This is a genomic window from Olsenella sp. oral taxon 807 (assembly GCF_001189515.2).
Classification (GTDB): domain Bacteria; phylum Actinomycetota; class Coriobacteriia; order Coriobacteriales; family Atopobiaceae; genus Olsenella_F.
The window spans coordinates 2,328,328-2,352,673 of record NZ_CP012069.2 but is presented as its reverse complement, the minus strand read 5'-3'; the positions used below and the strand labels follow the sequence as shown (position 1 = coordinate 2,352,673).

Annotated in this window: 29 protein-coding genes; 28 read left to right on the top strand and 1 reads right to left on the bottom strand. The window is 67.8% G+C overall.

The window, feature by feature from the left end; genetic code table 11:
• Nucleotides 1–16: 16 nt before the first annotated feature.
• The 28 genes from ADJ70_RS10100 to ADJ70_RS09965 all read left to right on the top strand — a co-directional run bounded on the left by ADJ70_RS10100 (nt 17) and on the right by ADJ70_RS09965 (nt 23,015).
• Complete coding sequence (locus ADJ70_RS10100; protein WP_157051501.1) at nt 17–502, top strand: hypothetical protein; 486 nt, start codon at nt 17–19, stop codon at nt 500–502.
• 124 nt (nt 503–626) lie between these two features.
• Nucleotides 627–824, top strand: a complete 198-nt coding sequence (locus tag ADJ70_RS10095; protein ID WP_050341118.1) for a hypothetical protein — start codon at nt 627–629, stop codon at nt 822–824.
• Nucleotides 817–1,215 carry a hypothetical protein gene (locus ADJ70_RS10090; RefSeq protein WP_050341116.1) on the top strand — a complete coding sequence of 133 codons (399 nt, stop codon included), beginning with the start codon at nt 817–819 and terminating at the stop codon, nt 1,213–1,215. The genes ADJ70_RS10095 and ADJ70_RS10090 overlap by 8 nt, the downstream gene beginning before the upstream one ends.
• On the top strand, nt 1,205–2,494 hold the full coding sequence (locus ADJ70_RS10085; RefSeq protein WP_050341114.1) for a hypothetical protein: 1,290 nt from the start codon (nt 1,205–1,207) through the stop codon (nt 2,492–2,494). Before ADJ70_RS10090 ends, ADJ70_RS10085 begins: the two co-directional genes overlap by 11 nt.
• Nucleotides 2,494–3,846: a phage portal protein gene (locus ADJ70_RS10080; RefSeq protein ID WP_253273172.1), complete on the top strand. Its 1,353-nt coding sequence runs from the start codon at nt 2,494–2,496 to the stop codon at nt 3,844–3,846. Before ADJ70_RS10085 ends, ADJ70_RS10080 begins: the two co-directional genes overlap by 1 nt.
• On the top strand, nt 3,847–5,334 hold the full coding sequence (locus tag ADJ70_RS10075) for a minor capsid protein (protein ID WP_050341110.1): 1,488 nt from the start codon (nt 3,847–3,849) through the stop codon (nt 5,332–5,334). It abuts the gene before it with no gap.
• A 188-nt stretch (nt 5,335–5,522) separates the two neighbouring features.
• Nucleotides 5,523–5,780: a thioredoxin domain-containing protein gene (locus ADJ70_RS10070; protein ID WP_050341108.1), complete on the top strand. Its 258-nt coding sequence runs from the start codon at nt 5,523–5,525 to the stop codon at nt 5,778–5,780.
• A 113-nt stretch (nt 5,781–5,893) separates the two neighbouring features.
• Nucleotides 5,894–6,496 carry a DUF4355 domain-containing protein gene (locus tag ADJ70_RS10065; RefSeq protein WP_050341106.1) on the top strand — a complete coding sequence of 201 codons (603 nt, stop codon included), beginning with the start codon at nt 5,894–5,896 and terminating at the stop codon, nt 6,494–6,496.
• Between the two features lie 19 nt (nt 6,497–6,515).
• Nucleotides 6,516–7,424: a hypothetical protein gene (locus ADJ70_RS10060; RefSeq protein WP_050341105.1), complete on the top strand. Its 909-nt coding sequence runs from the start codon at nt 6,516–6,518 to the stop codon at nt 7,422–7,424.
• Between the two features lie 11 nt (nt 7,425–7,435).
• Nucleotides 7,436–7,789, top strand: coding sequence for a hypothetical protein (locus ADJ70_RS10055; RefSeq protein WP_050341104.1), 354 nt, complete (start codon nt 7,436–7,438; stop codon nt 7,787–7,789).
• 8 nt (nt 7,790–7,797) lie between these two features.
• Nucleotides 7,798–8,118 (top strand): hypothetical protein, encoded by a 321-nt coding sequence (locus ADJ70_RS10050; RefSeq protein WP_157051500.1) that lies wholly within the window; start codon nt 7,798–7,800, stop codon nt 8,116–8,118.
• Nucleotides 8,115–8,510 (top strand): HK97 gp10 family phage protein, encoded by a 396-nt coding sequence (locus tag ADJ70_RS10045; protein WP_050341100.1) that lies wholly within the window; start codon nt 8,115–8,117, stop codon nt 8,508–8,510. The genes ADJ70_RS10050 and ADJ70_RS10045 overlap by 4 nt, the downstream gene beginning before the upstream one ends.
• The gene (locus tag ADJ70_RS10040; protein ID WP_050341098.1) at nt 8,507–8,923 is read left to right on the top strand and encodes a DUF5072 family protein; all 417 of its coding nucleotides are present in this window, start codon (nt 8,507–8,509) and stop codon (nt 8,921–8,923) included. The genes ADJ70_RS10045 and ADJ70_RS10040 overlap by 4 nt, the downstream gene beginning before the upstream one ends.
• 30 nt (nt 8,924–8,953) lie before the next feature.
• On the top strand, nt 8,954–9,490 hold the full coding sequence (locus ADJ70_RS10035; protein ID WP_050341096.1) for a phage tail tube protein: 537 nt from the start codon (nt 8,954–8,956) through the stop codon (nt 9,488–9,490).
• A gap of 11 nt (nt 9,491–9,501) precedes the next feature.
• Nucleotides 9,502–9,807, top strand: a complete 306-nt coding sequence (locus ADJ70_RS10030; protein ID WP_050341094.1) for a hypothetical protein — start codon at nt 9,502–9,504, stop codon at nt 9,805–9,807.
• 104 nt (nt 9,808–9,911) lie between these two features.
• Nucleotides 9,912–10,175: a hypothetical protein gene (locus ADJ70_RS10025; RefSeq protein WP_157051499.1), complete on the top strand. Its 264-nt coding sequence runs from the start codon at nt 9,912–9,914 to the stop codon at nt 10,173–10,175.
• Nucleotides 10,176–10,185: 10 nt separating this feature from the next.
• Nucleotides 10,186–12,582, top strand: coding sequence for a tape measure protein (locus ADJ70_RS10020; protein ID WP_050341090.1), 2,397 nt, complete (start codon nt 10,186–10,188; stop codon nt 12,580–12,582).
• On the top strand, nt 12,567–13,298 hold the full coding sequence (locus ADJ70_RS10015; protein WP_050341088.1) for a phage tail domain-containing protein: 732 nt from the start codon (nt 12,567–12,569) through the stop codon (nt 13,296–13,298). Before ADJ70_RS10020 ends, ADJ70_RS10015 begins: the two co-directional genes overlap by 16 nt.
• Nucleotides 13,299–14,543 carry a phage tail protein gene (locus ADJ70_RS10010; protein WP_050341087.1) on the top strand — a complete coding sequence of 415 codons (1,245 nt, stop codon included), beginning with the start codon at nt 13,299–13,301 and terminating at the stop codon, nt 14,541–14,543.
• Nucleotides 14,544–14,552: 9 nt separating this feature from the next.
• Nucleotides 14,553–15,512 (top strand): hypothetical protein, encoded by a 960-nt coding sequence (locus ADJ70_RS10005; RefSeq protein ID WP_050341086.1) that lies wholly within the window; start codon nt 14,553–14,555, stop codon nt 15,510–15,512.
• Nucleotides 15,509–15,973, top strand: a complete 465-nt coding sequence (locus tag ADJ70_RS10000) for a hypothetical protein (RefSeq protein WP_050341084.1) — start codon at nt 15,509–15,511, stop codon at nt 15,971–15,973. Before ADJ70_RS10005 ends, ADJ70_RS10000 begins: the two co-directional genes overlap by 4 nt.
• 62 nt (nt 15,974–16,035) lie before the next feature.
• Nucleotides 16,036–16,245 carry a holin gene (locus ADJ70_RS09995; protein WP_050341082.1) on the top strand — a complete coding sequence of 70 codons (210 nt, stop codon included), beginning with the start codon at nt 16,036–16,038 and terminating at the stop codon, nt 16,243–16,245.
• Between the two features lie 159 nt (nt 16,246–16,404).
• Nucleotides 16,405–17,862 carry a GH25 family lysozyme gene (locus ADJ70_RS09990; protein ID WP_050341080.1) on the top strand — a complete coding sequence of 486 codons (1,458 nt, stop codon included), beginning with the start codon at nt 16,405–16,407 and terminating at the stop codon, nt 17,860–17,862.
• Nucleotides 17,863–18,340: 478 nt separating this feature from the next.
• The gene (locus ADJ70_RS09985; RefSeq protein WP_050341079.1) at nt 18,341–18,874 is read left to right on the top strand and encodes a Panacea domain-containing protein; all 534 of its coding nucleotides are present in this window, start codon (nt 18,341–18,343) and stop codon (nt 18,872–18,874) included.
• A gap of 174 nt (nt 18,875–19,048) precedes the next feature.
• Complete coding sequence (locus ADJ70_RS09980) at nt 19,049–19,417, top strand: GNAT family N-acetyltransferase (protein WP_172674483.1); 369 nt, start codon at nt 19,049–19,051, stop codon at nt 19,415–19,417.
• A gap of 232 nt (nt 19,418–19,649) precedes the next feature.
• On the top strand, nt 19,650–20,600 hold the full coding sequence (locus ADJ70_RS09975) for a patatin family protein (RefSeq protein WP_050341075.1): 951 nt from the start codon (nt 19,650–19,652) through the stop codon (nt 20,598–20,600).
• 93 nt (nt 20,601–20,693) lie between these two features.
• Nucleotides 20,694–21,776, top strand: a complete 1,083-nt coding sequence (serC, locus tag ADJ70_RS09970) for a 3-phosphoserine/phosphohydroxythreonine transaminase (protein ID WP_050341073.1) — start codon at nt 20,694–20,696, stop codon at nt 21,774–21,776.
• Nucleotides 21,777–21,842: 66 nt separating this feature from the next.
• Nucleotides 21,843–23,015 carry a 3-phosphoglycerate dehydrogenase family protein gene (locus tag ADJ70_RS09965; RefSeq protein WP_050341071.1) on the top strand — a complete coding sequence of 391 codons (1,173 nt, stop codon included), beginning with the start codon at nt 21,843–21,845 and terminating at the stop codon, nt 23,013–23,015.
• A 121-nt stretch (nt 23,016–23,136) separates the two neighbouring features.
• Here ADJ70_RS09965 and ADJ70_RS09960 read toward each other — a convergent pair whose 3' ends face one another.
• Complete coding sequence (locus ADJ70_RS09960; protein WP_050341069.1) at nt 23,137–24,237, bottom strand: zinc ribbon domain-containing protein; 1,101 nt, start codon at nt 24,235–24,237, stop codon at nt 23,137–23,139.
• Nucleotides 24,238–24,346: the final 109 nt, after the last annotated feature.

The window sequence follows — 24,346 nt, the reverse complement described above, 5'->3', positions numbered from 1 at the left end:
ACCGGGCGATCGGCTCATGAGCGAGTGGGCGTACGCGAGGGACCTCATGGAGGCGGCGAGGCGCTCGGCGATCGAGGCGGAGCGCACGAGGCGGGCCCTCGCGCGCATGGCCTCCAGGGAGGGGCCGCGCGCGCAGTCCTACCGCCCCGGCACCTCTCCGGGGCGCGTCGCCGACCCCATGGCCGCGACCGACGAGAGGATGGACTACGAGGCCCGCATGCGCTCGCGCGTCGAGGCCGACTACGCCATCATCGATGAGGCCTGCGACGTCATCTACGGCTCCGACCAGACGGGCTCGGGCGGCGTCTGCTCGCTTTTGGGCTCGGCCTACGCCGACTGCCTGTGGTGGCGCTACTGCGCCGCCGCGACCTGGGCCGAGGTTGCCGAGGCCTGCGGCATGAGCGAGCGGTGGTGCCGCGACGCCGTCTCGGTGGCCTGCGACGCGGTGGACGCCTACGGCGTCGGCAGGGTCATACGAGGCCTCGGGCTTGCCGAGGGCTAGGGAATTTGCCGCCTCGTGCCGGGTCGTGCCGCCCCGTGCCGGGGAGGACGTGGTACAAGGGTATCGTGGGATCTTCGCGGGGGCCTCAGGAACGGGGCCCCGACTCGTATGGAGGCGATGCGGCATGACGATCCGGGAGATCGCCCTCATAGCGGCCCGCCACTCCACCCGCGTGGCCTACGCCATGCGCGCGGCGCTCATGGCCCTGGGCGTCGACGCGGACGCCCTGGCCGTGGCCGAGGCCCGCTACGGCGGCGTCGCCGAGTGCGTGGCCAACCGCGTGAGCCCGCTCGACGCCAGGGCGGCGAGGCACCGTGGCTAACCCCGAGAACCTGGTCCCGAACGAGGCGAGAACACCGAGCCAGCGCCGAGAGAACGCGCGCAAGGCGGGCAGGGCCTCGGGGAGGAAGCGCCGCGAGATGCGCGAGATGCGCGAGACGCTCCGCGCGATGCTGGACATGCCCCTCAGGCCCGGCGGCGTGACCACGGCGCAGACGATGGACGGCATGGAGGGCAAGAACATGACGGTCGCGCAGGCCGTGGCGCTCGCGCAGCTGCGCAAGGCCATGGACGGCGACACGAGGGCGGCGGAGTTCGTCCGTGACACGTCGGGCCAGAGGCCGAGCGACCGCGTCGAGCTCTCGGCGCCGTCCAGGGAGAGCGCGGAGGAGTTCGGGCGCATGCTCGACGAGGCCATGCGGGATGGCGGCTGAGCGGGCGAGGGCGCTCTCGCGCGTCATGACGGGCCATCCCGTCAGGCTCGCCCGCATGATGGGCTATGACCGCCTGGTCGAGCCGCTGCACGACGGCTGGATACGCCACATGACTTTCGGCGATGGCGACTGGACCCTGCAGGCGCATCGAGGCTCGTACAAGACCACGTGCGTCAAGGTGGCCCTATGGCTGCTCCTGGTCACGCGGCCGAGGCTCGCCGTGGGCTTCTTCCGCAAGGCGTCACCGGACGTCGAGGAGGTCATGGCCGCCGTGGCGCGCATGCTCCGGTCCGACACGTCGGCGATGGTCACGGAGGTTATCTACGGTCACCCCGCGAGGGTCGCGTCCGAGAGCTCCGTCGCCATATCGACCGACCTGGCGTGCAACGCGTCGGACCTGCCGCAGCTCTCGGGCTACGGCATCGGCGGCTCGCTCACCGGCAAGCACTACGACGTCGTGTTCACCGACGACGTGGTCACGCTCAGGGACCGGGCGTCCAGGGCCGAGCGCGAGGCGACCAAGGCGTTCTACCGCGAGCTCCAGAACGTGCGGAACCGGGGCGGGCGCATAGTCAACACGGGCACTCCCTGGCACAGGGACGACGCCTTCCAGCTCATGCCGGAGCCGGAGAGGTGGCCCTGGGACTCGACGGGCCTGGTGTCGAGGGAGGAGGCCAAGGGCCTTCGCAGGGCCATGACGCGCAGCCTCTTCGCCGCTAACTACGAGCTTCGCCACGTGGCCATGGAGGGCGCCGTGTTCGAGGGGGAGCCGGGGACGTTCTCCGACCGCTCGCTGCTCTTCGACGGCCTCATGCACGTGGACGCCGCGTACGGCGGCGCGGACGGCACGGCCGTCACGTGCATCGCCTGGCACGACGGGCGCCCGCACGTCCACGGCGAGCTCTTCCGCGAGACGCACGTGGACCGATGCGTGGGCCGCATCATGGAGCTGCACGAGTCCCTCAGGCTCGGCACCGTGTGGTGCGAGCGCAATGCCGACAGGGGCTACCTGGCCGAGAGGATGCGCGGGCTGGGCCTGCCCGTGGGCACGTACCAGGAGAGCGCCAACAAGTTCGTCAAGATATCGACCCACGCCCGGGGGCGCTGGGCGGACCTGGTGCGCCTGGACAGCGCGCGCGAGGCCTCGGCCGCCTACTGGGACGAGGTCATGGACTATGGCGAGGGCGCCGAGCACGACGACGCGCCCGACTCGCTGGCCTGCGCGATCCGCCTTCGCGACGACGCGCCGACGATCAGCCTCTTCAGGGGAGGGATATGATGCCAGACGCCGCGACCTACGAGCCGTGCGGCGGCTACCGCGTGCCCGCCGGGACCGAGATGGGCGGCCAGCTCCTGGCCGACATCCTCCAGGACTACCACATCCGGCAGCTCCCGAGGCTCGCGAGGCTGAGGCGCGCCTACGAGGGGGACCACGACGTCCTGCACCTGCCCGCCAAGGCCGGGTACAAGCCGGACAACCGCCTGGTGGCGAACTACGCCAGGCAGATGGTGGACACCATGGTCGGCTACTTCCTCGGCATCCCCGTGAGGCTCTCCGGTGACGACGACGGGACGCTCGCCTGGCTCGCGGGCTGGGGCGCGCGCAACGACGAGGACGACCTCAACGCGGAGCTCTCCAGGCTCGCCGACGTGTACGGGTCCGGCTTCGAGCTGATGTGGCGCGACGGCGACGCCCTCCCACGCTCATCGACGGTGGGGCCCATGAACTGCCTCTTGGTCCGCGATGACACGGTGGAGGGCCGCGTGCTCTTCGCCGTGCGCTTCTGGAGGGACGACAACCGCTTCGACGGGCGCCCCGACACGGTAAGGGGCACGCTTTACGACGCGTCGGCCGAGACGCCCTTCGAGTGGTCGGGGTCCGTGACGCTCGGGGAGGCGGTCCCGCACGGCTTCCCGGACGTGCCCGTCGTCGAGTATGTGGACAATGAGGAGCGCCAGGGCCTCTTCGAGGGCGCCCTCTCGCTCATAGACGCCCATGACAAGGCGCTCTCCGAGAAGGCGAACGACGTCGAGTACTACGCCGACGCCTACCTGAAGATACTCGGCGCGAGGATCGACGAGACGACCCTCACCGAGCTGCGCAACTCGCGCATCATAAACCTGGCGGGCCGGGAGACCGACAAGGTGGTGGTCGACTTCCTGTCGAAGCCCGACGCGGACGGCACCCAGGAGCACCTCATCGACCGCCTGGAGCGGCTCATATTCACGACGTCGATGGTCGCCGACCTCAGTTCGGAGAGCTTCGACACGAGCTCGGGGATCGCCATCAGGTACCGCCTGCAGGCCATGAGCGACCTCGCCATGGTCAAGGAGCGGAAGTTCAGGCGCGGCCTCTCCAGGCGATGGCGCCTGCTCTCGGGCTACGCCGCCTCGCCGCTTCCCGACGACGCGTGGATGGGCGTGAGGGCGACGTTCACGCGCAACGTCCCGGCCAACCTCCTGGAGGAGAGCCAGGTCGCGGCGAACCTCTCGGGCATCACGTCCGAGGAGACGCAGCTCTCGGTGCTCTCGTGCGTGGACGGCCCAAGGGAGGAGATGGGCCGCAAGGAGGCCGAGCGCGAGGCGCGCGCGGACGCGCTGGTGCCCCTGAGGGGCGGTCGGGAGGTCTAGGTGGCCACCTACTGGGAGCGGCGCATGGCCGAGGCCGACGCCGCGATGGGTCGCGACGAGAGGGTCGTGGCCAAGAGGGTCGCGAGGGCCTACGAGAGGGAGATGGCGGACCTCTCCCGCGAGATAGCGGGGTACTACGAGAGGTATGGCGAGGACGGTATCCTGCGCTACCGCGACATGCTCGAGTCGATGGACCCGAGCGACCGAGACCTGCTCATGCGCGACTGCGACAGGTTCGCGGCGGAGCACCCGGACCTCGCCGACATGGTCGCCATCCGCAAGGACGCCTACAAGCTCGACCGCCTGGAGGGCCTGCAGGAGTCGGCCAGGCAGCACCACGCGAGGGCGACGGCAGAGGCCGCCGAGGGGCTCGACGAGCACTTCGCCCGCCAGGCGGCGCGCGGCGCCAACGCCGTCGCGGAGGCGATGGGGTACGGCAGGGGCTTCCACGCGCTCGACGACGACACGATCCGCCGCTTCGTCGGCACCAGGTGGGCCTCGGGGAAGAGCTACAGCGAGGCCATATGGGGAGACTCCGAGAGGGTCGCCGCCTGGGTCCAGGACGACATGGCCAAGGCGCTCGCGCGCGGCGAGTCCTGGCGGAGCCTGTGCGACGAGCTGTCGAGGAGGTTCGTGGGCGTCTCGGAGCGCGACGTCATGCGCCTGGTCGTGACCGAGGGCACCTACGTCTCCAGGCAGGCCCAGCTCGCCGAGCTCGCGCGCGAGGGCTTCGAGGAGTACCGCGTGGAGCCCGTGGGCGACGAGAGGACCTGCGAGGTCTGCTCGGCGCTCGTCGGCAAGGCCTTCCCGATCGACGGCGCGAGGGTGGGCGCGACGCTGCCGCCGATACACCCGAGGTGCCGCTGCCAGATAGCGCCCGCCGTGGACGACTGGGACGCGTGGATACGTGACCAGGTGGACCGCAGGCAAGCGGAGGTCGCGGCCAGGCGCATGACGGAAGGCGGCGAGCGTGCGAAGGGGGCGCGCGCCGTCCAGGACGAATGCAGCCGCATCGAGAGTGACTTCGGGCGCGTCTGGAGGGACTACAGGGCCTCCGGCAAGAGCCGCGAGGGATACGACGAGACCGTGAACGCCTACCTCGCGTCGATATCCGACGGCCGCGTGAGCGCCGAGTATCGCGCCAAGCCGAAGGCAAAGGAGATCCAGGCGGCCACGTGGCTCGCCAGGAACGGCCATGAGGTCAGGTTCAACTATGAGTCGAGTATCCCTGGATCAAGAACTGCCGACATGACAGTGGACGGAGCACCGTATGAGTTAAAGCGCCTGGGGACCCACAACGCGCACAAGGCGAAGGTGAGAATCGGCGAGGCCGCACGGCAGTGCTCGAACATCATCGTTGACCTCTCGCTGAGGACGCTTACCGGCGAGCAGGAGGAAGAGGTGCTGCGGGCGATGGCTTCGAAGAAGGACATAGACGCCATCATCGCCCTCTCCGACGTGTTTGAGAGGGTCTTCAGACGGCAATGACGCCGATGCTCTTCCCTGGCTCGAATACCTGGGCGGCGCTCGACGTCGATGACAGTGTACCCGATTGTGCGGGGAGGATGCATGAGAAGGGTCGTCCGCTGCCCCGCCTGCTCGTCGTGCGCCAGGGTCGCCGGCCGCGAAGTCGGCGAGCGCGGAGAGCCCGGGATCCCCGGAGAGGAGTGGTAGCCATGCCCACCGTCACCATCTGGCACGCCACGTGGTGCGCGCCCTGCAAAGGGACGATCGAGCGCGTCGTGCCGCGCCTGCGCGAGGAGGGCGTCGAGCCCGCCCTCGCCGACGTGGACCTGCGCCCGTGCGCGGCCAGGGACCGGCACGTGGACTACCTGCCCACGTTTACGGTGGATGACGGCGACGAGGAGCTCCTGCGCTGCCGTGGCCACCCCACGGAGGAGGCGATCGAGCGCATCGTGGGGCTTTGCGGGTAGGGGTCGCCCGGGAGGGAGGCCCACCCGCGCGTCCGAGACGTGACGACGATAAAGGCACCGTGACGAAGGCCGAGCCGCAGGGCCGTGACATGCGGGGACAGGGAGTGTGACTGATGGCAGGACAGGAGGGCCAGCAGGTCCAGGCAAGTGGCGACGGCGCCCAGCAGCAGGACCAGGCGGGAGCTCAGCAGGGCGCGAACCAGCAGGGCGCGACCCAGCAGCAGGCGAGGTACACCGACGCCGACGTGGACGCGATCATCTCGAAGAAGTTCGCCAAGTGGCGGGAGCAGCATGAGGCCAAGGTCGCCGAGGCGGCCAAGCTCGCGGAGATGAACGCGACGCAGAGGGCCGAGTACGAGCGCGACCAGCTGCAGAGGCGCCTCGACGAGCTGGAGCGCGAGAAGTCGGTCTCCGGCATGGTCGCCGAGTCGCGCAGGCAGCTCTCCGATCGCGGCATCAGCGTGCCCGACGAGCTCGTGGGCACGCTCGTGGGCGAGACGGCCGAGGACACCAAGAGGGCCGTGGATGCCTTCGCAGACGCCTTCGAGGGGGCCGTGGACGCCGCCGTCAGGGCGCGCCTCTCGGGCACCGCCCCCAGGTCGGGCGGGGCCGCCAAGTCCCCCACCAGGGTCGACATCCTCAAGATCGAGGACACCGAGGCCCGCCAGAGGGCCATCAGGGAGCACCCGGAGCTCTTTTTCACCAGCAGACAATGACACACAGAAGGGGGCAAGCATGCCCAACACGCCCGTATCCTACCCGGAGGCCGGAGGCACGAAGTCCACTGACCTCGCGCCGGAGATCTCGATCGACTACGTGAACCGCTTCACCACCGGCGTCCGCCGCCTGCAGAGGCTGCTCGGCCTCTCGGACCTGATGCCGGTCGCGGACGGCGGGACCGTGAAGACCTACAAGTACACCACGGACATCAAGGACGGCAACGTCGCCGAGGGTGAGTACATCCCGCTCTCCAAGGTCAGCCGCACGCTCGACCAGACACACGCCATCAACCTCAGGAAGTGGCGCCGTAACACCTCCGCCGAGGCGATCCAGTCCAAGGGGCGCGACCGCGCGATCAACGGCACCGACGCGAAGTTCGTGTCGGGCGTGCAGGGCCTGGTCAAGGCCGACCTGCTCTCCGCGATCACCGGGACGACCAAGACCGCGCCCGCCGGGGCCGGCCTCCAGGCCGCGCTCGCAAGCATGTGGGGCGCGCTCAACACCATCTTCGAGGACTACGACGGGTTCGGGGACATCGACGACGGGGCGGTCAGCCCGTTCGTCTTCTTCGTGAACCCCACCGACGTGGCCAAGTACCTCGGGACCGCGACCGTGACCACCCAGAGCGCCTTCGGGATGGGCTACCTCAAGGACTTCCTCGGCCTCGGAACGACCTTCACGAGCGCCAAGGTGACGGCGGGCAGCGTCTTCGGCACCGCCGCCAGGAACGTCGTCGTGGCCTACACGCCCGCGAACGGCAGCGGCCTCTCGCAGACCTTTGGGCTCACGTCCGACGCGACCGGCCTCGTGGGCATGACGCACTCCGTCGTGACCACCAACGCGACCATCGACACGCTCCTCATGGGCGGCATGAAGGTCTTCCCCGAGATCTCCGACGCCGTCCTCAAGGGGACGATCAGCTAGGGGGTGGCTCCATGGCGATCCTGGAGCGCGTGAGGGCCAGGCTGGACGCGTGGGAGGACGTGCCGAGCGACGGGTGGCTCTCCGAGGCCATACGGTCGCTCTCGGACCGCGCGTGCGCCCGCATGGGCGTCGCGTCCCTCCCGGCGCCAGCCGAGTCGATCGTGGTGGACGCGACGGTGAAGGCCGTGAACCGCCGGTTCGACGAGGGGATCTCCTCGGAGACCGAGGGCCAGGGCACAGGCGCGTCCATGTCGGTCGCGTTCTCCGACGACCTCCTGGCCGAGTACGACCGGGAGCTCTCCGCGCTCGCCGACATGGCCCGCGCGGACGGCACGTCGCTGCTCCCCTCGGTGAGGTTCCTGTGAGGTGGCGCATGGCCGAGCTCTTCGAGCTGGCCGACACCGGCAGGAGGGACCGCCTGGGCAACCGCGTGACCGAGCGGCGCAGCCTCGGCAGGGTGCGCGCGAGGGCGGCCCCGTGGACCCAGACGGCCGCCGCCGAGGAGGGCAACGGCTACCTTGCCTGCGACCTCACGCTCGTGACGACGGCGGCCCTGGCGACCGTGCGCAGGGCCGCGCTCGTCCGCTTCCCTGCGACGGGGGGAGACGCGAGGGCATACGAGGTCGTGCAGGTCTCAGACGTCGGCAGGCGCAGGGCGGTCCACTGCGCGAGGCAGAAGGGGGAGATGGTGTGAGCGCGGTGTCGGTGACGCTGGACGACGGGGGCCTCGGAGAGAGGCTCGACGAGCTCCGGCGGGTGACGTGCGAGTCCGTGGTGAGGGCCACGGTGAGCCAGATGGCCGAGGACCTCAAGGCGATCACGCCGAGGGAGACGGGGAGCCTCCTGAACTCGCTGAGGCAGCGAGTGGAGGACGCGAGCACCGGCTACGTCGGCTACGTGGCCGACTACGCCCCCCACGTCGAGTACGGCCACCGCCAGAACGTCGGCCAGTACGTGCCAAGGCTCGGCAAGGCGCTCAGGGCCCCGTACGTGGAGGGGCAGCACTTCCTCTCTGAGGAGGTGGCGGCCGCGAGGTCGGTGATGAGACGCAGGTTCGACGAGCACATGAGGAGGCAGGGGCTATGAGCAGGCGCGCGCTCAGGAGGCTGTCGCCGGTGGACCTCGTGGCCGCCGTGGTCGCGAGGGTGTCGGGTGGCACGGGGGTGAGGTGCGTCCTCGACCCCGGCGACGAGAGGAGCCCGCTCTACTCGGTCTCGCTCACGGGGATGCGCCCGGAGAGGTCCAAGAGCCTGAGGATCGACGTGTACGAGCTCCAGGTGCACGCGATCTCCGCCCCGTCCAGGACGAGCGAGGCGGCGCTCTCAATGGTGTGGGCGCTGCAGGAGGCCATGGAGGCGGACGTGGAGCTGCCGCGCCCGTTCTGCCTCGTCCGGCAGGACGACATGGGGCTCCAGAGCGTGAAGCGCGACCCGACCGGCGAGTGGCACGCGATCGTGGCGTACGAGGTCACCGTGAGCTACGGGCTCATGGTCAAGTAGCGGCCATGGCCGCAGTTAGGAGGGGCGCCGATGCCCGAACCAGACTACAGCAAGAACAACGACTCGGGAGCGTACTGCAAGTTCGACGGGGGCGCGTCGGCCACCGACGGGGCCTACGTCCTCACCTGCATCTTCAATAGCGTCGGAGACAAGCTCCTCGCGATAGACGGCGAGAAGGACTCGAAGCTGTCGCTCTCCGCCGAGACGGTGAGCTACTCCACCAAGGACAGGCGGGGCAGCTGGCAGACGAGCCGCCCTTCCACGAGGAGCTGGGAGCTGTCCCTGGAGACCGTCCACGTCATGGACGCGGAGTCGAACAGGCTGATCCGCCAGGCGTTCGATAACGGGAGTGTTCTCTGCGTCAAGCAGGTCTACGACGACGAGAGGGACTACCCGCCACGGGGCGGCGGCCTTGCGTTCGTCACGAAGTACGAGGACGACAGCCCGTCCGACGACGTGATATCGATCTCCGTCACCCTCACGGGCGCTGGCAAGTGGACGTGGTTCGACCTCGACGCCGAGGCGAAGGGCAAGGCGACCGCCAAGCCCTCGAATCGCGGAAGGTGACGGGAGGGGACATGGAGACGACGACGTTCGAGTGGGACGGGACGACCTGGGAGCTCGCGTACGCGGCAAGGCGCATCGACATGCTGGAGGCGGCGCTCAAGAGGAGCGTCATCGAGGTCCTGAGCCGGACGCCGACCCTTGCGGAGGCGCGCTCCCTCATGGCCTACGGGATGAGGGAGGCCGGGACGTCCGCGTGGGCGGCCCCAGGCAGGGCCATGGGGATCGCGGGCGACTACGTGGCCGAGCGCGGCCTGTCCTCGGCCATGGAGATGGTCTCCTCCGCGATCCTCAGGGACTGCGGTTTTTTATTCCGGTAGGCCTCCGGCGCCCCCGCCTGAGGCGCCTCGGGGTCTCATCGGCCAGGCACGACTGGGCCGCCGACGTCCCGGGCGCCCACGCCGGTGACGCCGAGTGGGCCGTGGTGGCCGCGCGCCTTGGGTGGACCCCCGAGCAGTGGGGGTCTCTCACCGACGCCCAGAGGGTCCTGCTCGCCAGGGCCGTCGAGGACAGGGACGTCAGGGCGACGGAGGCCGTGCGCGACGCAGTGGCGAACGCGCTGGCGAACGCCCTTCGCAGGAAGGGGGGCGACCCGCTGCCGCTCTACGAGGACGCCTCGCGGGGGCAGGCCATGGGGCACGGCGAGGCCGTCGGAAAGATGAGGGACATAGCGGCCCATATGGGCTGAGGGGAGGGAGATGTCGGACTACACCCTCTCCGCCAAGATCACGGCGGACAGCTCCGGCTTCGAGGCGGGCGTGCAGGGGGCCCAGTCGTCCCTCGACGCGCTCAGGGCCAAGTGCTCCGAGACGTCGTCTGCCGCCTCCTCGGAGGTGGGGCGGGCGGCCGACGCGACCGGCTCGGCGTGGGAGCGCGCAAGGGACAGGGCGTCCTCCGCGCTCGGGCGCATGGGCTCGGGCGCCGGGGCCGCCCTCGGGGCGGTCAGGGAGAACGCCACGCAGCTCGTCGGCGCGCTCGGGTCCATAGGCCAGGCCGGGGCGACGGCGGTCGCGGGCATAGCGGTCAAGGGCGGGTTCGACCGCGCACTGGCCATCGACAACGCCAAGAAGAAGCTCGCGGGCTTCGGCCACGACGCGGCGGACATCCAGAGCATCATGGACTCCGCCACCACGGCGGTCAGGGGCACGGCCTACGGCCTGGGCGACGCGGCGACGGCCGCCGCCACGCTCTCGGCGGCCGGCATCAGGAGCGGCGAGGACATGACCAACAGCCTCCAGGCCGTGGCGAACGCGGCGGCGGCCTCCGGGCGGGGCTTCAACGACGTCGGCGTCATCTTCTCGTCGGTCGCGGCCCGGGGCAAGCTCATGGGCGACGACATGCTGCAGCTCACGAGCTCCGGCGTGCCGGTGCTGCAGCTCCTGGCCGACCACCTGCACAAGACGACCGCCGAGGTCTCCGACATGGTCTCCTCTGGCCAGATCGACTTCAAGACCTTCTCCGACGCCATGAGGGAGGGGCTCGGCGACGCCGCCAAGTCCTCGGGCGACACGCTGGAGGGCGCCGTCGCGAACGTCGGCAGCGCGCTCTCCCGCATGACGGAGCCGCTCGCCACGCCCGTGATACAGGGCGTGGTCGGGCTCATGAAGCAGCTGGGCCCGGCCATAGACGGCGTCTCCTCCGCGCTGGGCCCCGTGATGCCGGCTCTGGCGCCCGTGGTGGCGGGACTCGCCGCCTTCGCGGCCTCGGGCCTCGCGCCCGTGCTCGCCGGCCTGCCCATGGTGGGGCCGCTGCTCGGTCCCGTGACGTCGCTGCTCTCCGCGCTGGGGGGGCCGGTCGGCATAGCGGCGGCGGCGCTCGTGGGCCTCACGGCCGTGTGCCCGCCCCTGCAGGAGGCCTTCGGGTCGCTCCTCGACTCGCTCGGCGAGCTGGGGAGGGCCGTCATCGACGTCGTGGGCCCCGCCGCCAAGGCGGCACTGGACGCCCTCCAGCCGCTCGTGCAGGCCCTGGGGCAGGGGCTCGCCGCCGCGATCGGGGCGGCGGCGGGCGTCATATCCGAGCTGGCGCGCGGCCTGTCGGGGATGGCCGAGGGCGGCGGGTCTGCCCTCGACGGGCTCAGGCCCGTCGCCGAGTGGGTCCAGTCCACCCTCGGCCCGGTCGTCGAGTCGGCCCGAGGCGCCCTCTCCGTGGTCTCCCAGACCCTCGGCGAGGTCGCGGCGAGCGCGCAGGCGACGCTCGGCCCCTCCCTCCAGACGCTGGCGGGGCTCGTCGCGTCGGTGGCCCAGGCCCTGGCGGGCGTGCTCGGACCGGCCCTGCAGCTGGTCGCGTCGCTCGCGCTCAACGCCCTCGGGGCCGCCTTCCAGGTGGCGGGCGCGCTCGTGTCCGGCGCGATGCAGGTGGTCGCAGGCGCCGTGACCGCCGCCGTGGGGGTCATAGAGACCGTCCTCGGCGTCCTGGTCGGCGTCTTCACCGGCGACTGGTCGATGGCGGCGGAGGGCGCGAGGACCGCGATGGGCGGCATGCAGGAGGCCGTCCTCGGGATCCTGAACGGCCTGTCCGGGGCCGTCGTGGGGGTCCTGAACGGCATCGTCGGCCACTTCGGGGCCATCCTGGGCGGCGTCCCCGGCATCGCCGAGGGGGCCCTCTCCGCCCTCTCGTCCCTGGTGGGGGGCAGGATGGACGGCCTTCGCGACGCCGTGGCCGGGGGCCTCGACGCCGTGGCGGGCCTCTTCAGGGGCCTCCACATAGAGTGGCCGCACATACCGCTCCCGCACTTCTCGGTCTCGGGCGAGCTTAACCTCGACCCGGCCCACTTCTCCGTGCCGTCGATCGGCATCGACTGGTACGCCAGGGGCGCGCTCCTCACGAGGCCGACGCTGTTCGGCGTCGCCGGAGGCAGGGCCATGGGCGGCGGCGAGGCGGGGCCCGAGGCCGTGGTCCCGGTCGACAGGCTCGTCGGCTTCATCGTCGAGGCCCTCGGGCAGCTTGGCGTCGGGGGCGGCCAGGACGGCGTCACCGTCAACGTGAGCAGCCTCGTCGTGCGCGAGGAGGCCGACGTGGAGCGGATCGCCGACAGGCTCAACACCCTGATCGGGCGGTCCAGGAGGGCGGGTGGCACCACATGGGCGACGCAGTGACGTCGGTGACCTACGGGGGCGTGGTCCTCACGGACCGCTGGGTGGTGACGGACGTCGTGCGACCACTGCCGAGGGTGATCGTCGACACCGACGACGCGCCCGGCAGGGACGGCGTCGTCGTGAGGGGAGCCCGCTACGGGGTCCCCGAGGTGTCAATGCGCGTCTGGGCCGTCGCCGTCGGCTGGGAGGACCAGCAGAGGGCCGTGCGCGAGATCGCGGCGACCTTCCCGAGGGGGGTCGAGCGCAGGCTGTCCTTCGGCGACGACGGTGGCCTGTGGCGGCTCGCCCAGCCGACCGGAGAGCGCGAGGTCAGGAGCTACGACGAGTCCGTCTCGGTGAACGTGACGCTCCTCTGCGCCGACCCGGTCATGTATGGCGCGCAGTGCTCGGCGTCCCTGTCGGGCCCGACCGTCACCGCCACGATCGGGGGCACCTTCCCCGCCAGGCCGAGGGTGACGGTCGTCGGCGCCCGGCCCGGCGCCGACGGGACCCTCGGCCTCCTGATCGGCGGCCGCGCGCTGGCGGTCGCCCTGGACGGCCCCGGCGGGCATGGCGTGGACATCGACTGCGGGAGCCGGACGTGTGCCGTGGACGGGCGGCTCGCGCTGCCGACGCTCGACAGCGACTGGCCCTCCCTGCCTCCCGGGGCGCAGGCCATGTCCATCGCGAGCGGGACGGGCAGCGCGACCGTCACATGGCACGAGAGGTGGCTGTAGATGCGCGAGATGCCGAGGGTGCTCGTCTACTCTCACGAAGACGTGCCGCTGCGGGAGCTGTCGGCCTCCGAGGTCATGGGGCTGGAGCGCACCGAGGAGCTGGGCGGGACGCGCTCCCTGGAGGTCAAGACCACGGCGGCGCTCTCAAAGGGCCAGCGCGTGCTGACGCGAGGCGCCACGGGCGCGTGGCGTGAGCACGTCGTCGTCGGATCCGACGAGTCGCACGACTCCGGCGCCTCGGCCGTCGGGACCTACCACTGCGAGTGGAGCGTGCAGCACGACCTGGAGGGCCGCGTCGTGACCGCCGAGGGTCCCGGGAACGGCGCCGGCGCCGCGTCCGCCCTGGCGGCCGCCCTGTCGCCCACCCGCCGGTGGTCCGTGGGCGAGGTGACCCAGGGCGGGACCGGGTCCGGGGACTTCCGCTGGCAGACCTCGTGGAGGTCCGTGCAGGACGTCCTGGGGACCTGGGGAGGCGAGCTGAGGCCCGACGTCGCCGTCGGAGCAACCGGGGTGGTGAGAAGGGCGCTCTCGCTGCTCGCCGCGCCCGAGGGGCAGGCCCCCGCTAGGAGGCTCGACTGGGACGGCGGCGTCTCCGGCATCCGCCGCAGGGTCTCCGAGGACACGCTCTGCTGCCGCGTGCTCCCGCTCGGCAAGGGCGGGGGGTCGGATGGGAGGCGCGTCACGATAGCGGACGCCAACGGGGGCGTCGAGTGGCTGCAGAGCGACGAGGTGGCGGCCGTGACGAGGATGCCCGACGGCTCGGGCGGGTGGGAGTACCCGACCAAGGTCATCACCAACGAGAACGCCGCCGACGCCGCCACGCTCCTTGCGTGGGCGAGGTCGGTGCTGGCGCGCGAGACCACGCCAAAGGTCACGTACGAGGCCACGCTGGCGGGCCTTGCCGATGCGGGCATGGACGTGTCGGGCCTGCGCCTCGGGGACGTCGTGCAGTGCGTGGACGGCGGCTTCTTCGAGGGACGCCCCCTCAGGGTCGAGGCACGTGTCACCAGGCTGTCCGTGGACGAGCTCAAGGGCGGAGCCACCGTCACCATAGGGAGCGTCTGGGGGCTCGGGATGACCGTGGCCACGCTCGAGAGACGCATAGAGGACGCCGAGAGGACGGCGAGGGACGCCAGGAACCAGGGTCAGAACCAGGGCCAGGGCCACGACGACGTCACCCACACGCTGGACGGCGTGCGAATCACAAAGGGGACCATCGCCTTCACGACGGAGAAGAAGCCATAGGAGGGGCCCATGAGCATCACGATGCCCGACGGCAGGACCTACACCTACCTCTCCGACGGCCTCATGATAAACGGCAGGAGGGTCACCGAGGCGCGCGTCGACGGCGCCCTCGTGTACCCCAGGGAGGAGTGGCCGTACTGGGTGCGGGGGACCTACAAGCTGAGGTCGCGCTCGTGGCCATACGTAACCGGGTTTTACCCGTCGTCCGGGCCCTATCTCGAGAGCATGGAGGCGACGGCCGAGTTCGGGCTGAGGTCAAGGCTTCCCCTGTACGTCGAGGAGAGGGTCGCGACCGGCGGGATGCGCTACCCCGTCGTCCACGCGATCCTCGCGTACGTCGACTTCGCCATCCCCCAGGGAACCCGCAGCATGCCCGTCGTGGACGTGAGGCTGTCGGCCGAGAGCGAGTACAGGATCGCCAGGGGGGCGCACGTGCTGCGCCCGAGGGAGTCATCGTCCGTCCTCACGGGCGACTACTCAGTCGCGCTGTGGGGAACCAAGCTGTTGGGTACCGGGGTCCCGGCGGCCGCGCTCGGCCTCTCCGGCCACCCCCCGACCCCATCCGTGACGTACGACCACGAGGGACGCCAGCGTCGCACCCTCGTGGCGGTCCTCGCCTTCGACAGGGACGAGCACGCGTCGACGGTCATGTCCACGACCCTCGAGCCGCAGAACCCGACGTGCGACATGCACGTGCGTACCTTCTCTGACACGGCGCTCGGAAACTTCAGCCTCGGGTGCACGTGGTCCGGGGAGACGGTGTCGTACATGTCGTCCTACTTCCCCGGCCTGACCATCGCCCAGATGATCAAGACCGACCCCTGGATCACCCGCGGGTGGCTCAAGACCCGCTGGGACTGCGAGCTCACGCTGGAGCACTCCCCCTCCCCGTGGGGGAGCGTCCAGGAGTGGGCCGACGAGTCGTGGCGGCAGGCCGACGCGCTCAGGCGCCTCCTGGAGGGGAGGTGACGGGCGAGGCCAGGACCCGCCTCGTGACGCTCGCGGCCTCCCTCGTGACCCTCATGGCCACGACGGCGCTCAACCGCGCCATCGCCTCACCGGAGGTCGCCGACGACGTGATCACCTACATGGTGGGGACCCTGATCGTCGCGGTGGTGTGGGGGGCCTCCAAGCTCGGCGAGCGCCACGAGGAGGTCATGGCGAGGCTCTCGGGGATGGAGGCCATGCAGCGGCAGGCAAGCTCGGCGCTCGCGTCGGTCATGAGGTCGGACCTCATACACAAGGCGCAGAAGTACGTCTGGGAGCTCCGGTGGGCGACGCCCGAGGAGAAGCTCAGCTGGCACGCCGAGTGGCAGCAGTACCACGACCTCGGGGCCGACGGCTACATCGACTCGATGGCGGAGATGGTGCTGTCGCTGCCCGAGAGGCCGCCGAAAGGCGACGGGGGACGCGACCCCTCCCCGGGCTAGGGGCTGGGCGACACAAGGCCGAAAGCGCGCCCTCAGGGGCGCAGGGAGAAAAGGGGAATGACATGGACGACAAGGCGACCAGATGGCTGAGGGCGGCGGGGGTGCGCGCCCTCAAGACGGCGGCTCAGGCGGCCATGGCCCTCATCGGCACGAACGCGGTCGGCGTGACCGACGTGGCGTGGGGGGCGGTCGCGGGGGCGGCGGCCCTCGCGGCGGTGCTCTCGCTGCTCACGTCGGTCGCGGGGCTGCCCGAGGTCGAGGTGGAGGGGTGAGGCCCGAAAGGAGGTGCCCGCTCTGCGGCAAGCCGATGGTGCCGGTCTGCGGCGTCACCGACCCGGGCCGCGAGTGGACCCGATGGCACTGCAACCGATGCAGCCACGAGGAGACGGCGCGCGGCGTCCGTGAGGGCGCCCTGCCGAGGGAGGAGGACCATGCGTGGCATTGACGTCTCCAGCCACGACGGCTGGCCGTATCAGGACTCGACGGAGGGGTGCTACCGCGAGAGCGACTTCGTGATTGCGAAGGCCACGCAGGGGACGGGGTACGTGAACCCGCACTTCCGCGAGGCGATCGACCGCGCCATCGGCGACGGGAAGCTCGTGGGAGCCTACCACTACGCCGGCGGGGGCGACCCCGAGGCCGAGGCGCGCCACTTCCTCGGGGTGGTCGCGGACTACGTCGGCCTCGCGGTCCCCTGCGTGGACTGGGAGGCCATGATCGGCGCGCAGGCCAGGAACCCCTCCTGGGAGGACACCGACTGGGTTCGCCGATTCGCGGACGCCTACCACGGGATGACGGGCACATGGCCCATGGTCTACGTGCAGGCCTCCGCCATCTGGCAGGTGGCGAGCTGCCACCCGGACTGCCCGCTCTGGGTGGCGGGATATCGCTCGGATGACGCCACATGGGACGTCCCCGGCTTCGCCTGGGACACCGACCCATGGGACGGCTACGCCGTCTGGCAGTTCACGAGCGGCCACGAGACCACCGACCGCAACGTGAGCGACCTCACGCGCGCGGACTGGGCGCGCATGGCCGAGTCCTCCGAGTCCGTCGGCCGACGGCTGCGCGAGATGGTGGAGGACGGCGTCTGGTGGGTCGAGCATGGCAACCTCGGCTACGACCAGGGCGACCGAGACAGCTGGGTCGACTCCGGCTACCAGACGGGGACGGAGGTGGACTGCTCCTCCTTCGTCATCGGCCTCCTGCGCAAGCACGGGTTCGACGTGGGGGACGCCAGCTGGACGGGCAACATGCGCGAGGAGCTGTGCGCCCACGGCTGGGCGGTCGTGCCCAACGACGGTAACCCCCAGCTCGGGGACATCCTGCTCAACGACGGCCATCACACGGCAATAAGCTGCGGCGACGGTACCATGATCCAGGCGTCACGTGGCGAGGCTGGCCATCGAGTCCGTGGCGGCGAGCCAGGTGACCAAGATGACTATGAGACCAACCACTCCCCATATCGAGACTATCCTTGGGATTGTTACCTGCGATATCGTGGGGGTGGTAGGACAGAGCCTGACAACTCCATAGACGTGGACGGGGACCTCGGCCCCAAGACCGCCCGCGCCATGCAGGTGGTCTTCTGCGGACAGGACTTCGGCGACCGCAGGATATCGTCTCAGCCCCTCGCCGTGAGGCCCCTCTGGCCGAGCGACTCCGGGGGCATCGAGTGGCGCTCGCCCGCCGAGGGGTCCCTGACCATCGCGGCCATGCAGCGCGCCGTCGGCGTGGACGACGACGGGTTCGCCGGCCCCGACACCACGCAGGCCCTCCAGCGCCACCTCATGGGCGAGGGCTACGACGTGGGCCCGTCCGGCGACGACGGCTACATCGGCCACGACTCATGCAGGGCGCTCCAGAGGTACCTCAACGACCGTCTGTGAGCGAAAGCGGCCGTCTGTACACACGAAGGACGGCCTCCCGTACACGAAAGGCGGCCGATGTACACAAACGAAGGCCCCCATCTCCTGCGGGAGGTGGGGGCTATTTGTCTCGGAAGGATTAGCCAACGATTAGCCAATGAATGACCAAAATAGCAGCTAGCGTGACCATGGCGCAGTGTTCGACTCTCCGCACCTCCACCAAACAAGATGGGCGCCTACCTGCAGAGCCGCAGGCGGGCGCCTTTTTGCGTAGACGTACGTGCCGTTGACGCACATCTGCGCAGTGCATAATCCCGCACGTTTTGGTGCACGTCTGACCCATGGTTAACACAATGAGGGACAGTACTACCCGAGCGGCGCGTCTTCTGCGGGCCCACAGCGGGTGGAGTCATGCACGTCACCTGTGAGAGGGTATACTGTAGAGGCGGGATAGCGTTTCTAGCGCCTTGCAAGCGAGTCGAGCGGAAGGGGGTACAGGGTGCAAAGGGTAGTGGACGTGGCGGCCTACATACTCCAAAAAAAGAGGCGTCTGACGGGATACCAGCTCCAGAAGCTACTCTACTACTGCCAGGCATGGTGCCTCGCCACGAGCGGTGAGAGGCTGTTTCGCGACCCCGTTCAGGCGTGGGAGCACGGGCCGGTGGTCTACCGGGTCTATAGGGAGCATGCCCAGTGCTACGATGTCGCTTTCGGGGATGTTCCGGGCGATGCATCGGCGGTAGATGCCCGCGCGGCCTCAGTTATCGACGCCGTCCTTGCATCCTACTCGGGGCTGAACGGTGAGGAGCTTGAGCGTCTCTCCCATTCCGAGAGGCCGTGGATGGACGCGTTCGATGGGACGAGCTCGACATGCTCGCCCGAGATAGACGTCGAGACCATGGAGAGGTACTACTCGCACCTCATGGCGTCTGGCGAGTCTGTCCGCGCGGCTCATCACGTCCCCAGATTCGACTGTCCGCAGAGGATATGCGTCAGTGACGCCACCCTCGACTGGCTGTCCTCAATCGTGTAGACGCCGTCGGACCCGTTGACGTCGCGCGTTGGGACAATTCTGCTCGATCAACTCGGCACTTCGGCGGGGGAGCTCCTCGCCGGATTTTGCTGCCAGGACGATGAGATGAACTCCTGGGTTCACGGTCAGGCGGAGTGCTGGCACGTCAGCGATATGTGCAAGGTGTACGCGTGTGTGTCTGACGGGAGGCTCGTTGGCCTCTTTTGCCTCTCGATGACGTCGATCGAGAGTTTCTCAGTCCCGAAGAGCGTCAGGTCTGGGATGAGCAGGGTGTCCTTTCCCGCGATCCTCATCGGTCGTCTGGCCGTCGACGTCGGCTGCCAGGGCAATGGGGTCGGGCGGGCACTCGTCTCTGACGCCATTGAACGATCAGTCGAGCTCGCGGACTCCATAGGGGCGAAGTTCGTCGTCGTGGACCCCAAGAGTGGACTGGGAGAATGGTACAGGAACCAGGGGTTTCGCTGCCCGCCCGACGAGACGGACGGGCGGATGTTCCTGCCGATGAAGGCGGCCCGAAGGATGGTACGCGGGGGCGAGGGGTGAGTGTCCCATGGACGGGCGCCTTTTCACGTAGATGACACCTGCACTACCTGCGCCATAAGCGTATCACGTCGGCCTTCTTAGCCTCGACAGATGCGAGGAAGATCATGCGCGGGCCTCGGCATCCATCGCCTGCGGGCGCGGATTGTAGGGGTTCTATTCCCTTTTTATTGAGGGTCGCGATGGGTCGTATGCTGTGCGGCATACATCGAGGACGTCAGGGACGGAGGCGGCCATGGGCGAGTTCAATACTGAGGAAAGAGTCTTGGATGGGACCACCGTGCATCCTCAGGGGGTGGCCCTCATTCTCGAGGGGGGCGGCTTCAGGGGCATGTACAGCGCCGGTGTCATGGACGTCCTTCTCGAGCGAGGGATCAGCGACTTTGCCAGTGTGTGGGGTGTCTCGGCGGGAGCCATAAATGCAGTGAGCTTCAAGTCGCGCCAAGTCGGACGCTCCGTGCGCATCATGATGGCCTTTCGCGACGACAGGCGCTTCATGAGCCTGTGGTCTTGGGCGACGACGGGCAACATGGCCGGTGGCGACTTCATGTACGACGAGATACAGAACCATCTTGATCCGTGTGACAACGAGGCTTTCAACTCAAATCCCATGCGGATGTTTGCCGTGGCATCCGACGTGGTCTTTGGTACGCCCGCCTACCTTGAGTGCAAGAGCTTTCCCGAGGACGTCAAGAAGGTTCGTGCCTCGGCCTCGATGCCGTTGGTCTCTCAGATGGTGGATATTGATGGTCATCGTTACCTTGATGGCGGCACGACCGACTCGGTACCCTATGAGGTGGCACTGGGCCTTGGCAGCTCGGTACCACCTGGAGGCTATGTGCCTGCGAGGAGGGCGTTGGTAGTTCTTACCCAGGATCGTGGCTATGTGAAGGGGGGAGGAGAGGAGGCCGTGGTCATACGCTCGCGCCGCTATGGAGGTTACCCCTACTACATTGAGGCTCTGGACTCTCGTGCGCGACGCTACAACGAGATGCGTGAGCGCCTCTTCACCCTTGAGCGTGAGCCACACAGTCCCGTCCTCGTCATTGCCCCCGAGAGGCCCGTCGAGGTCGCGACGAACGAGTCCAATGGGGCTAAGCTGCTCGATCTCTACCTGCAGGGTCGCCAGCAGGCTGAGCGGCGTCTTGCCGAGATCCAGGACTTTGTGCGAACTGTTATCAACTGAAGAAATCGGCATGTTGCTCCTGTGGCAGCTCTGCCCAAGCCCTAGACTGCTACCGGTACCCGTGGTGGATCTAGAATTTGGGGTGATGTCCTAATGGCACGTGTCTATAACTTCTCTGCTGGGCCGGCGGTGCTTCCCGAGGACGTGCTGCGCGAGGCGGCGGCCGAGATGCTCGACTATCGGGGGTCGGGCATGTCCGTGAACGAGATGAGCCACCGCTCCGCGACCTTCCAGGAGATCATCGACACGGCCGAGTCTGACCTCAGAGAGCTCATGGGCATCCCTGACAGCTATAGGGTGCTCTTCCTGCAGGGTGGAGACTCGCTGCTCTTCGCGGCTGTTTTCATGAACCTTGCTATCAACAAGAAGGCGGACTACATCATCACGGGCAGTTGGGCGAGCAAGGCATACAGGGAGGCCGAGATCCTCGGAGACCCAAAGGTCATCGCCAGCTCGCAGGACAGGAACTTCTCCTACATCCCCGATTGCTCCGACCTTCCCATTCGCGCTGATGCGAGCTACGTCTATATCTGCCAGAACAACACGATCTACGGCACCGCGTTTCATGGGCTGCCCAACACCAAGGGTCACGTACTCGTCGCCGACCAGTCCTCAATGTTTCTCTCGGAGCCCGTTGACGTCACCGACTTTGGATTGATACACGCGGGGGTCCAGAAGAACGTCGGTCCCGCAGGCGTGCAGATCGTGATCGTGCGCGATGACCTTATCCCCGATGATCTGCCTGGTGTTCCCACGATGCTGCGCTTCAAGACGCAGGCCGATGCCGGCTCCCTCTACAATACGCCTAACTGCTGGGGTATCTACATCTGCGGTAAGGTGTTCAAGTGGGTTGCGGGTCAAGGTGGTCTTGCGGGCATGAGGGCTCGCAACGAGGAGAAGGCTGCACTGCTCTATGACTACCTCGATGAGTCCGACCTCTTCAGGCCTACGGTCGAGCAGGGCAGCCGCTCGCGTATGAACGTGACCTTCGTGACGGGCAGTGCCGACCTCGACGCCATGTTCGTGGCCGAGGCGGCCAAACAGGGACTTGTCAGCCTTAAGGGCCATCGCAGCGTAGGTGGAATGCGTGCTTCCATCTATAACGCGATGCCGCTTGCAGGTGTCCAGAAGCTGGTTGGCTTCATGAGGGACTTCGAGCGCACGCACACAGCCTAAGGTACGCCTGACCTCGGTCATAGCGCGTGGCTGCAGGTAGGGGATGGGCCAGCAAGGGAGACTCGCATGTATAACATCCACTGCATGAACAACATTGCCAAGGTCGGTACTGATCGCCTCGCTGAGGGCTACCGTTTCGTTGACGACCTCGACGAAGCCGACGCCATCATGGTGAGGAGCGCAAACCTTCTTGAGCTCTCGTTTCCAACGAGGCTGCTTGCCATTGCCCGTGCCGGTGCGGGGGTCAACAACATCCCCCTCGAGCGGTGCGCAAAGGAGGGTATCGTCGTCTTCAACACTCCTGGCGCCAATGCAAACGCTGTTAAGGAACTGGTCTTTTGTGGCATGCTGCTTGCAAGTCGCGACATCATCGGAGGAAACGAGTGGGTGCGCGAAAACTGTGACGACCCGGACCTAGTGAGAAAGACCGAGAAGGCCAAGAAGCGCTTCGCAGGTGTCGAGCTGGCGGGCAAGAGGCTCGGTGTCATCGGACTAGGAGCCATCGGCGCCGTCGTTGCCAATACGGCCACACGCTTTGGTATGGAAGCCTTGGGCTATGATCCGCACCTCTCCATCAACGCCGCATGGGGGCTCGATCGCCGCATTCGCCACGTCACGGACATCAACGAGATCTTTCGGGAGTGTGACTACATCACGATCCATGTGCCTGCCACTGATGAGACGAGAGGTATGATAGGCGCTGACGCCATCAGACAGATGAAGCGTGGTGTTGTGGTGCTCAACCTGGCTCGTGACGTGCTCGTGGACGAGCAGGCCATGGCCGAGGCGCTCGATGACGGTCTTGTCGCTCGCTATGTGTGTGACTTTCCGAATCCCGCGACCGCTAACATGAAAAACGCCATCGTCTTGCCACACCTGGGGGCGTCGACGGCCGAGGCCGAGGACAACTGCGCCATCATGGCTGCGAGTGAGCTCAAGAACTACCTGGAGAACGGCACCATCAACCACTCTGTGAACTACGGTACCGTCGATCTGGGACCCCTCTCTGCCGGCCGTGCGCGTCTTTGCCTGTTTCACCAAAATATGCAGGGCCTCATCGGTAAGATCAGTGCCACGCTGACGGAGTCCAACCTCAATATCGAGAACATGTCCAACAAGAGTTGTGGCGGCAGTGCCTACACCCTGATCGAGGTCACGGGAGACGCGGCTGACAGCTCCGTGGGCGAGCTGAGTCAGATCAGGGGCATGCGCCGCGTCCGTCTCATACCCCCGAGCTGAGGCGCCGCATATCACGTGCCGGGCTGTGTCTGCGAGCGTGTAGGACGCACAGTCCAACGTACGCCATCACGCCGCTCCTGTGTGTGCTGGACCTATGCGTCGGGTTGCACCGGTCGTGCGCCTACAACTTGATCTTCGGGTAGGTGTTGTTGTAGTCCGTGTAATAGATGTTGTTGCCGCCCGAGGCGTTAGATCTGATGGGCTCGAGGATCTCATCCTCGTGAGCAGAGGGGTTGCTATAGCTGATGCTGATCTGCCATCCTCTGTTGAGGCAGTCCGCGCGTTCAACGAGATCCTGGTAGCACTGTCGTATGAGCCTGTATTGCTCGGCATAGGCTGACCCCGAGGGGACCGACAGCGACGAGACAGCGTTCGATTGCTGTTGCACCTCGCTTAGGAGTGACGAGCAGGAGCTTGCGTAGCTCTGCCTTGTCGACATACTCGATGAGAGGAAGTTGTGGTTGAAGGTGTCCGCCGCGCTTGCGATCCTGCTGTCGTAGCCGGAGAGCCTGTTGTAGTAGGAGACGAGCTCAGAGCGAAACTGACTGTCGGCTTGCTGCTGTGACGTCGTGGTGTTGGGTGTTGGGTTCGTATTCGTCGTGCTCGGTGTGTTCGTTGTGTTTGGCGTGGTGGGTTGTGTGGGATTCGTGTTGCCGTTCGTGCCAGAACCCGAGTTTGAGTTGCCGTTCGTGCCGGTGTTGCCACCTGAGTTGTTTGCGTTGCCACTCGCGCCATTCGACACGGCGGCTCCCTGCTGTTGCAGGGCGTTGTTTGGCGTGGGCATAAAGAGGTAGATCAGGGCTCCGACGCTCGCGACCAGCGAGAGCGTGATGATGACGATCGAGACGGTGGTGAAGATCTTGGAGGAGTCCTTGGGTGCCTGGGTGGCTGTGGGTATGGGGGTCGCTGCGGGTGGTGAGACGGGGACGGCATACTGCGCCGGGCTGGGGGCATTGGGGACGGCGTACTGTGCCGCACCGGAAACGGTGGAGACTGACGGTTGGAAGGGAGCTCCCATGGGCTCAAAGGGGTCTGTGGCGGGTTGCTGCGAATAGGCAGGTTCGGACTGAGTCTCGGGGAAGGCCTCCTGCAGGTTTGGCATGGCTGCGGTCTTCGTCGGACTCGTGTCCGCCACCTCGACGGGCTGGCCGCAGTTGACACAAAAGGTCGCATCTTCCACAAGCTCGGCACCGCAGTTAGTGCAGAAGCGATTCTCGCCCATCAGAGCCTCCAAACATGCTGTCACGGCGTCAACAGGTGAACGCTCGGCAGCAGGCAGAAGCGCCCGCCGCCATCTCTACGTATAAGAATCTACTTTAGCAGTATTTCAT

Excerpts from the sequence above, each read along its gene's own strand:
- ADJ70_RS10100 (WP_157051501.1), top strand. The coding sequence starts at position 17 with ATGAGCGAGTGGGCGTACGCGAGGGACCTCATGGAGGCGGCGAGGCGC.
- ADJ70_RS10095 (WP_050341118.1), top strand. The coding sequence starts at position 627 with ATGACGATCCGGGAGATCGCCCTCATAGCGGCCCGCCACTCCACCCGC.
- ADJ70_RS10085 (WP_050341114.1), top strand. The coding sequence starts at position 1,205 with ATGGCGGCTGAGCGGGCGAGGGCGCTCTCGCGCGTCATGACGGGCCAT.
- ADJ70_RS10080 (WP_253273172.1), top strand. The coding sequence starts at position 2,494 with ATGCCAGACGCCGCGACCTACGAGCCGTGCGGCGGCTACCGCGTGCCC.
- ADJ70_RS10070 (WP_050341108.1), top strand. The coding sequence starts at position 5,523 with ATGCCCACCGTCACCATCTGGCACGCCACGTGGTGCGCGCCCTGCAAA.
- ADJ70_RS10065 (WP_050341106.1), top strand. The coding sequence starts at position 5,894 with ATGGCAGGACAGGAGGGCCAGCAGGTCCAGGCAAGTGGCGACGGCGCC.
- ADJ70_RS10060 (WP_050341105.1), top strand. The coding sequence starts at position 6,516 with ATGCCCAACACGCCCGTATCCTACCCGGAGGCCGGAGGCACGAAGTCC.
- ADJ70_RS10055 (WP_050341104.1), top strand. The coding sequence starts at position 7,436 with ATGGCGATCCTGGAGCGCGTGAGGGCCAGGCTGGACGCGTGGGAGGAC.
- ADJ70_RS10050 (WP_157051500.1), top strand. The coding sequence starts at position 7,798 with ATGGCCGAGCTCTTCGAGCTGGCCGACACCGGCAGGAGGGACCGCCTG.
- ADJ70_RS10040 (WP_050341098.1), top strand. The coding sequence starts at position 8,507 with ATGAGCAGGCGCGCGCTCAGGAGGCTGTCGCCGGTGGACCTCGTGGCC.
- ADJ70_RS10035 (WP_050341096.1), top strand. The coding sequence starts at position 8,954 with ATGCCCGAACCAGACTACAGCAAGAACAACGACTCGGGAGCGTACTGC.
- ADJ70_RS10030 (WP_050341094.1), top strand. The coding sequence starts at position 9,502 with ATGGAGACGACGACGTTCGAGTGGGACGGGACGACCTGGGAGCTCGCG.
- ADJ70_RS10020 (WP_050341090.1), top strand. The coding sequence starts at position 10,186 with ATGTCGGACTACACCCTCTCCGCCAAGATCACGGCGGACAGCTCCGGC.
- ADJ70_RS10015 (WP_050341088.1), top strand. The coding sequence starts at position 12,567 with ATGGGCGACGCAGTGACGTCGGTGACCTACGGGGGCGTGGTCCTCACG.
- ADJ70_RS10010 (WP_050341087.1), top strand. The coding sequence starts at position 13,299 with ATGCGCGAGATGCCGAGGGTGCTCGTCTACTCTCACGAAGACGTGCCG.
- ADJ70_RS10005 (WP_050341086.1), top strand. The coding sequence starts at position 14,553 with ATGAGCATCACGATGCCCGACGGCAGGACCTACACCTACCTCTCCGAC.
- ADJ70_RS09995 (WP_050341082.1), top strand. The coding sequence starts at position 16,036 with ATGGACGACAAGGCGACCAGATGGCTGAGGGCGGCGGGGGTGCGCGCC.
- ADJ70_RS09990 (WP_050341080.1), top strand. The coding sequence starts at position 16,405 with ATGCGTGGCATTGACGTCTCCAGCCACGACGGCTGGCCGTATCAGGAC.
- ADJ70_RS09975 (WP_050341075.1), top strand. The coding sequence starts at position 19,650 with ATGGGCGAGTTCAATACTGAGGAAAGAGTCTTGGATGGGACCACCGTG.
- serC (WP_050341073.1), top strand. The coding sequence starts at position 20,694 with ATGGCACGTGTCTATAACTTCTCTGCTGGGCCGGCGGTGCTTCCCGAG.
- ADJ70_RS09965 (WP_050341071.1), top strand. The coding sequence starts at position 21,843 with ATGTATAACATCCACTGCATGAACAACATTGCCAAGGTCGGTACTGAT.
- ADJ70_RS09960 (WP_050341069.1), bottom strand. The coding sequence starts at position 24,237 with ATGGGCGAGAATCGCTTCTGCACTAACTGCGGTGCCGAGCTTGTGGAA.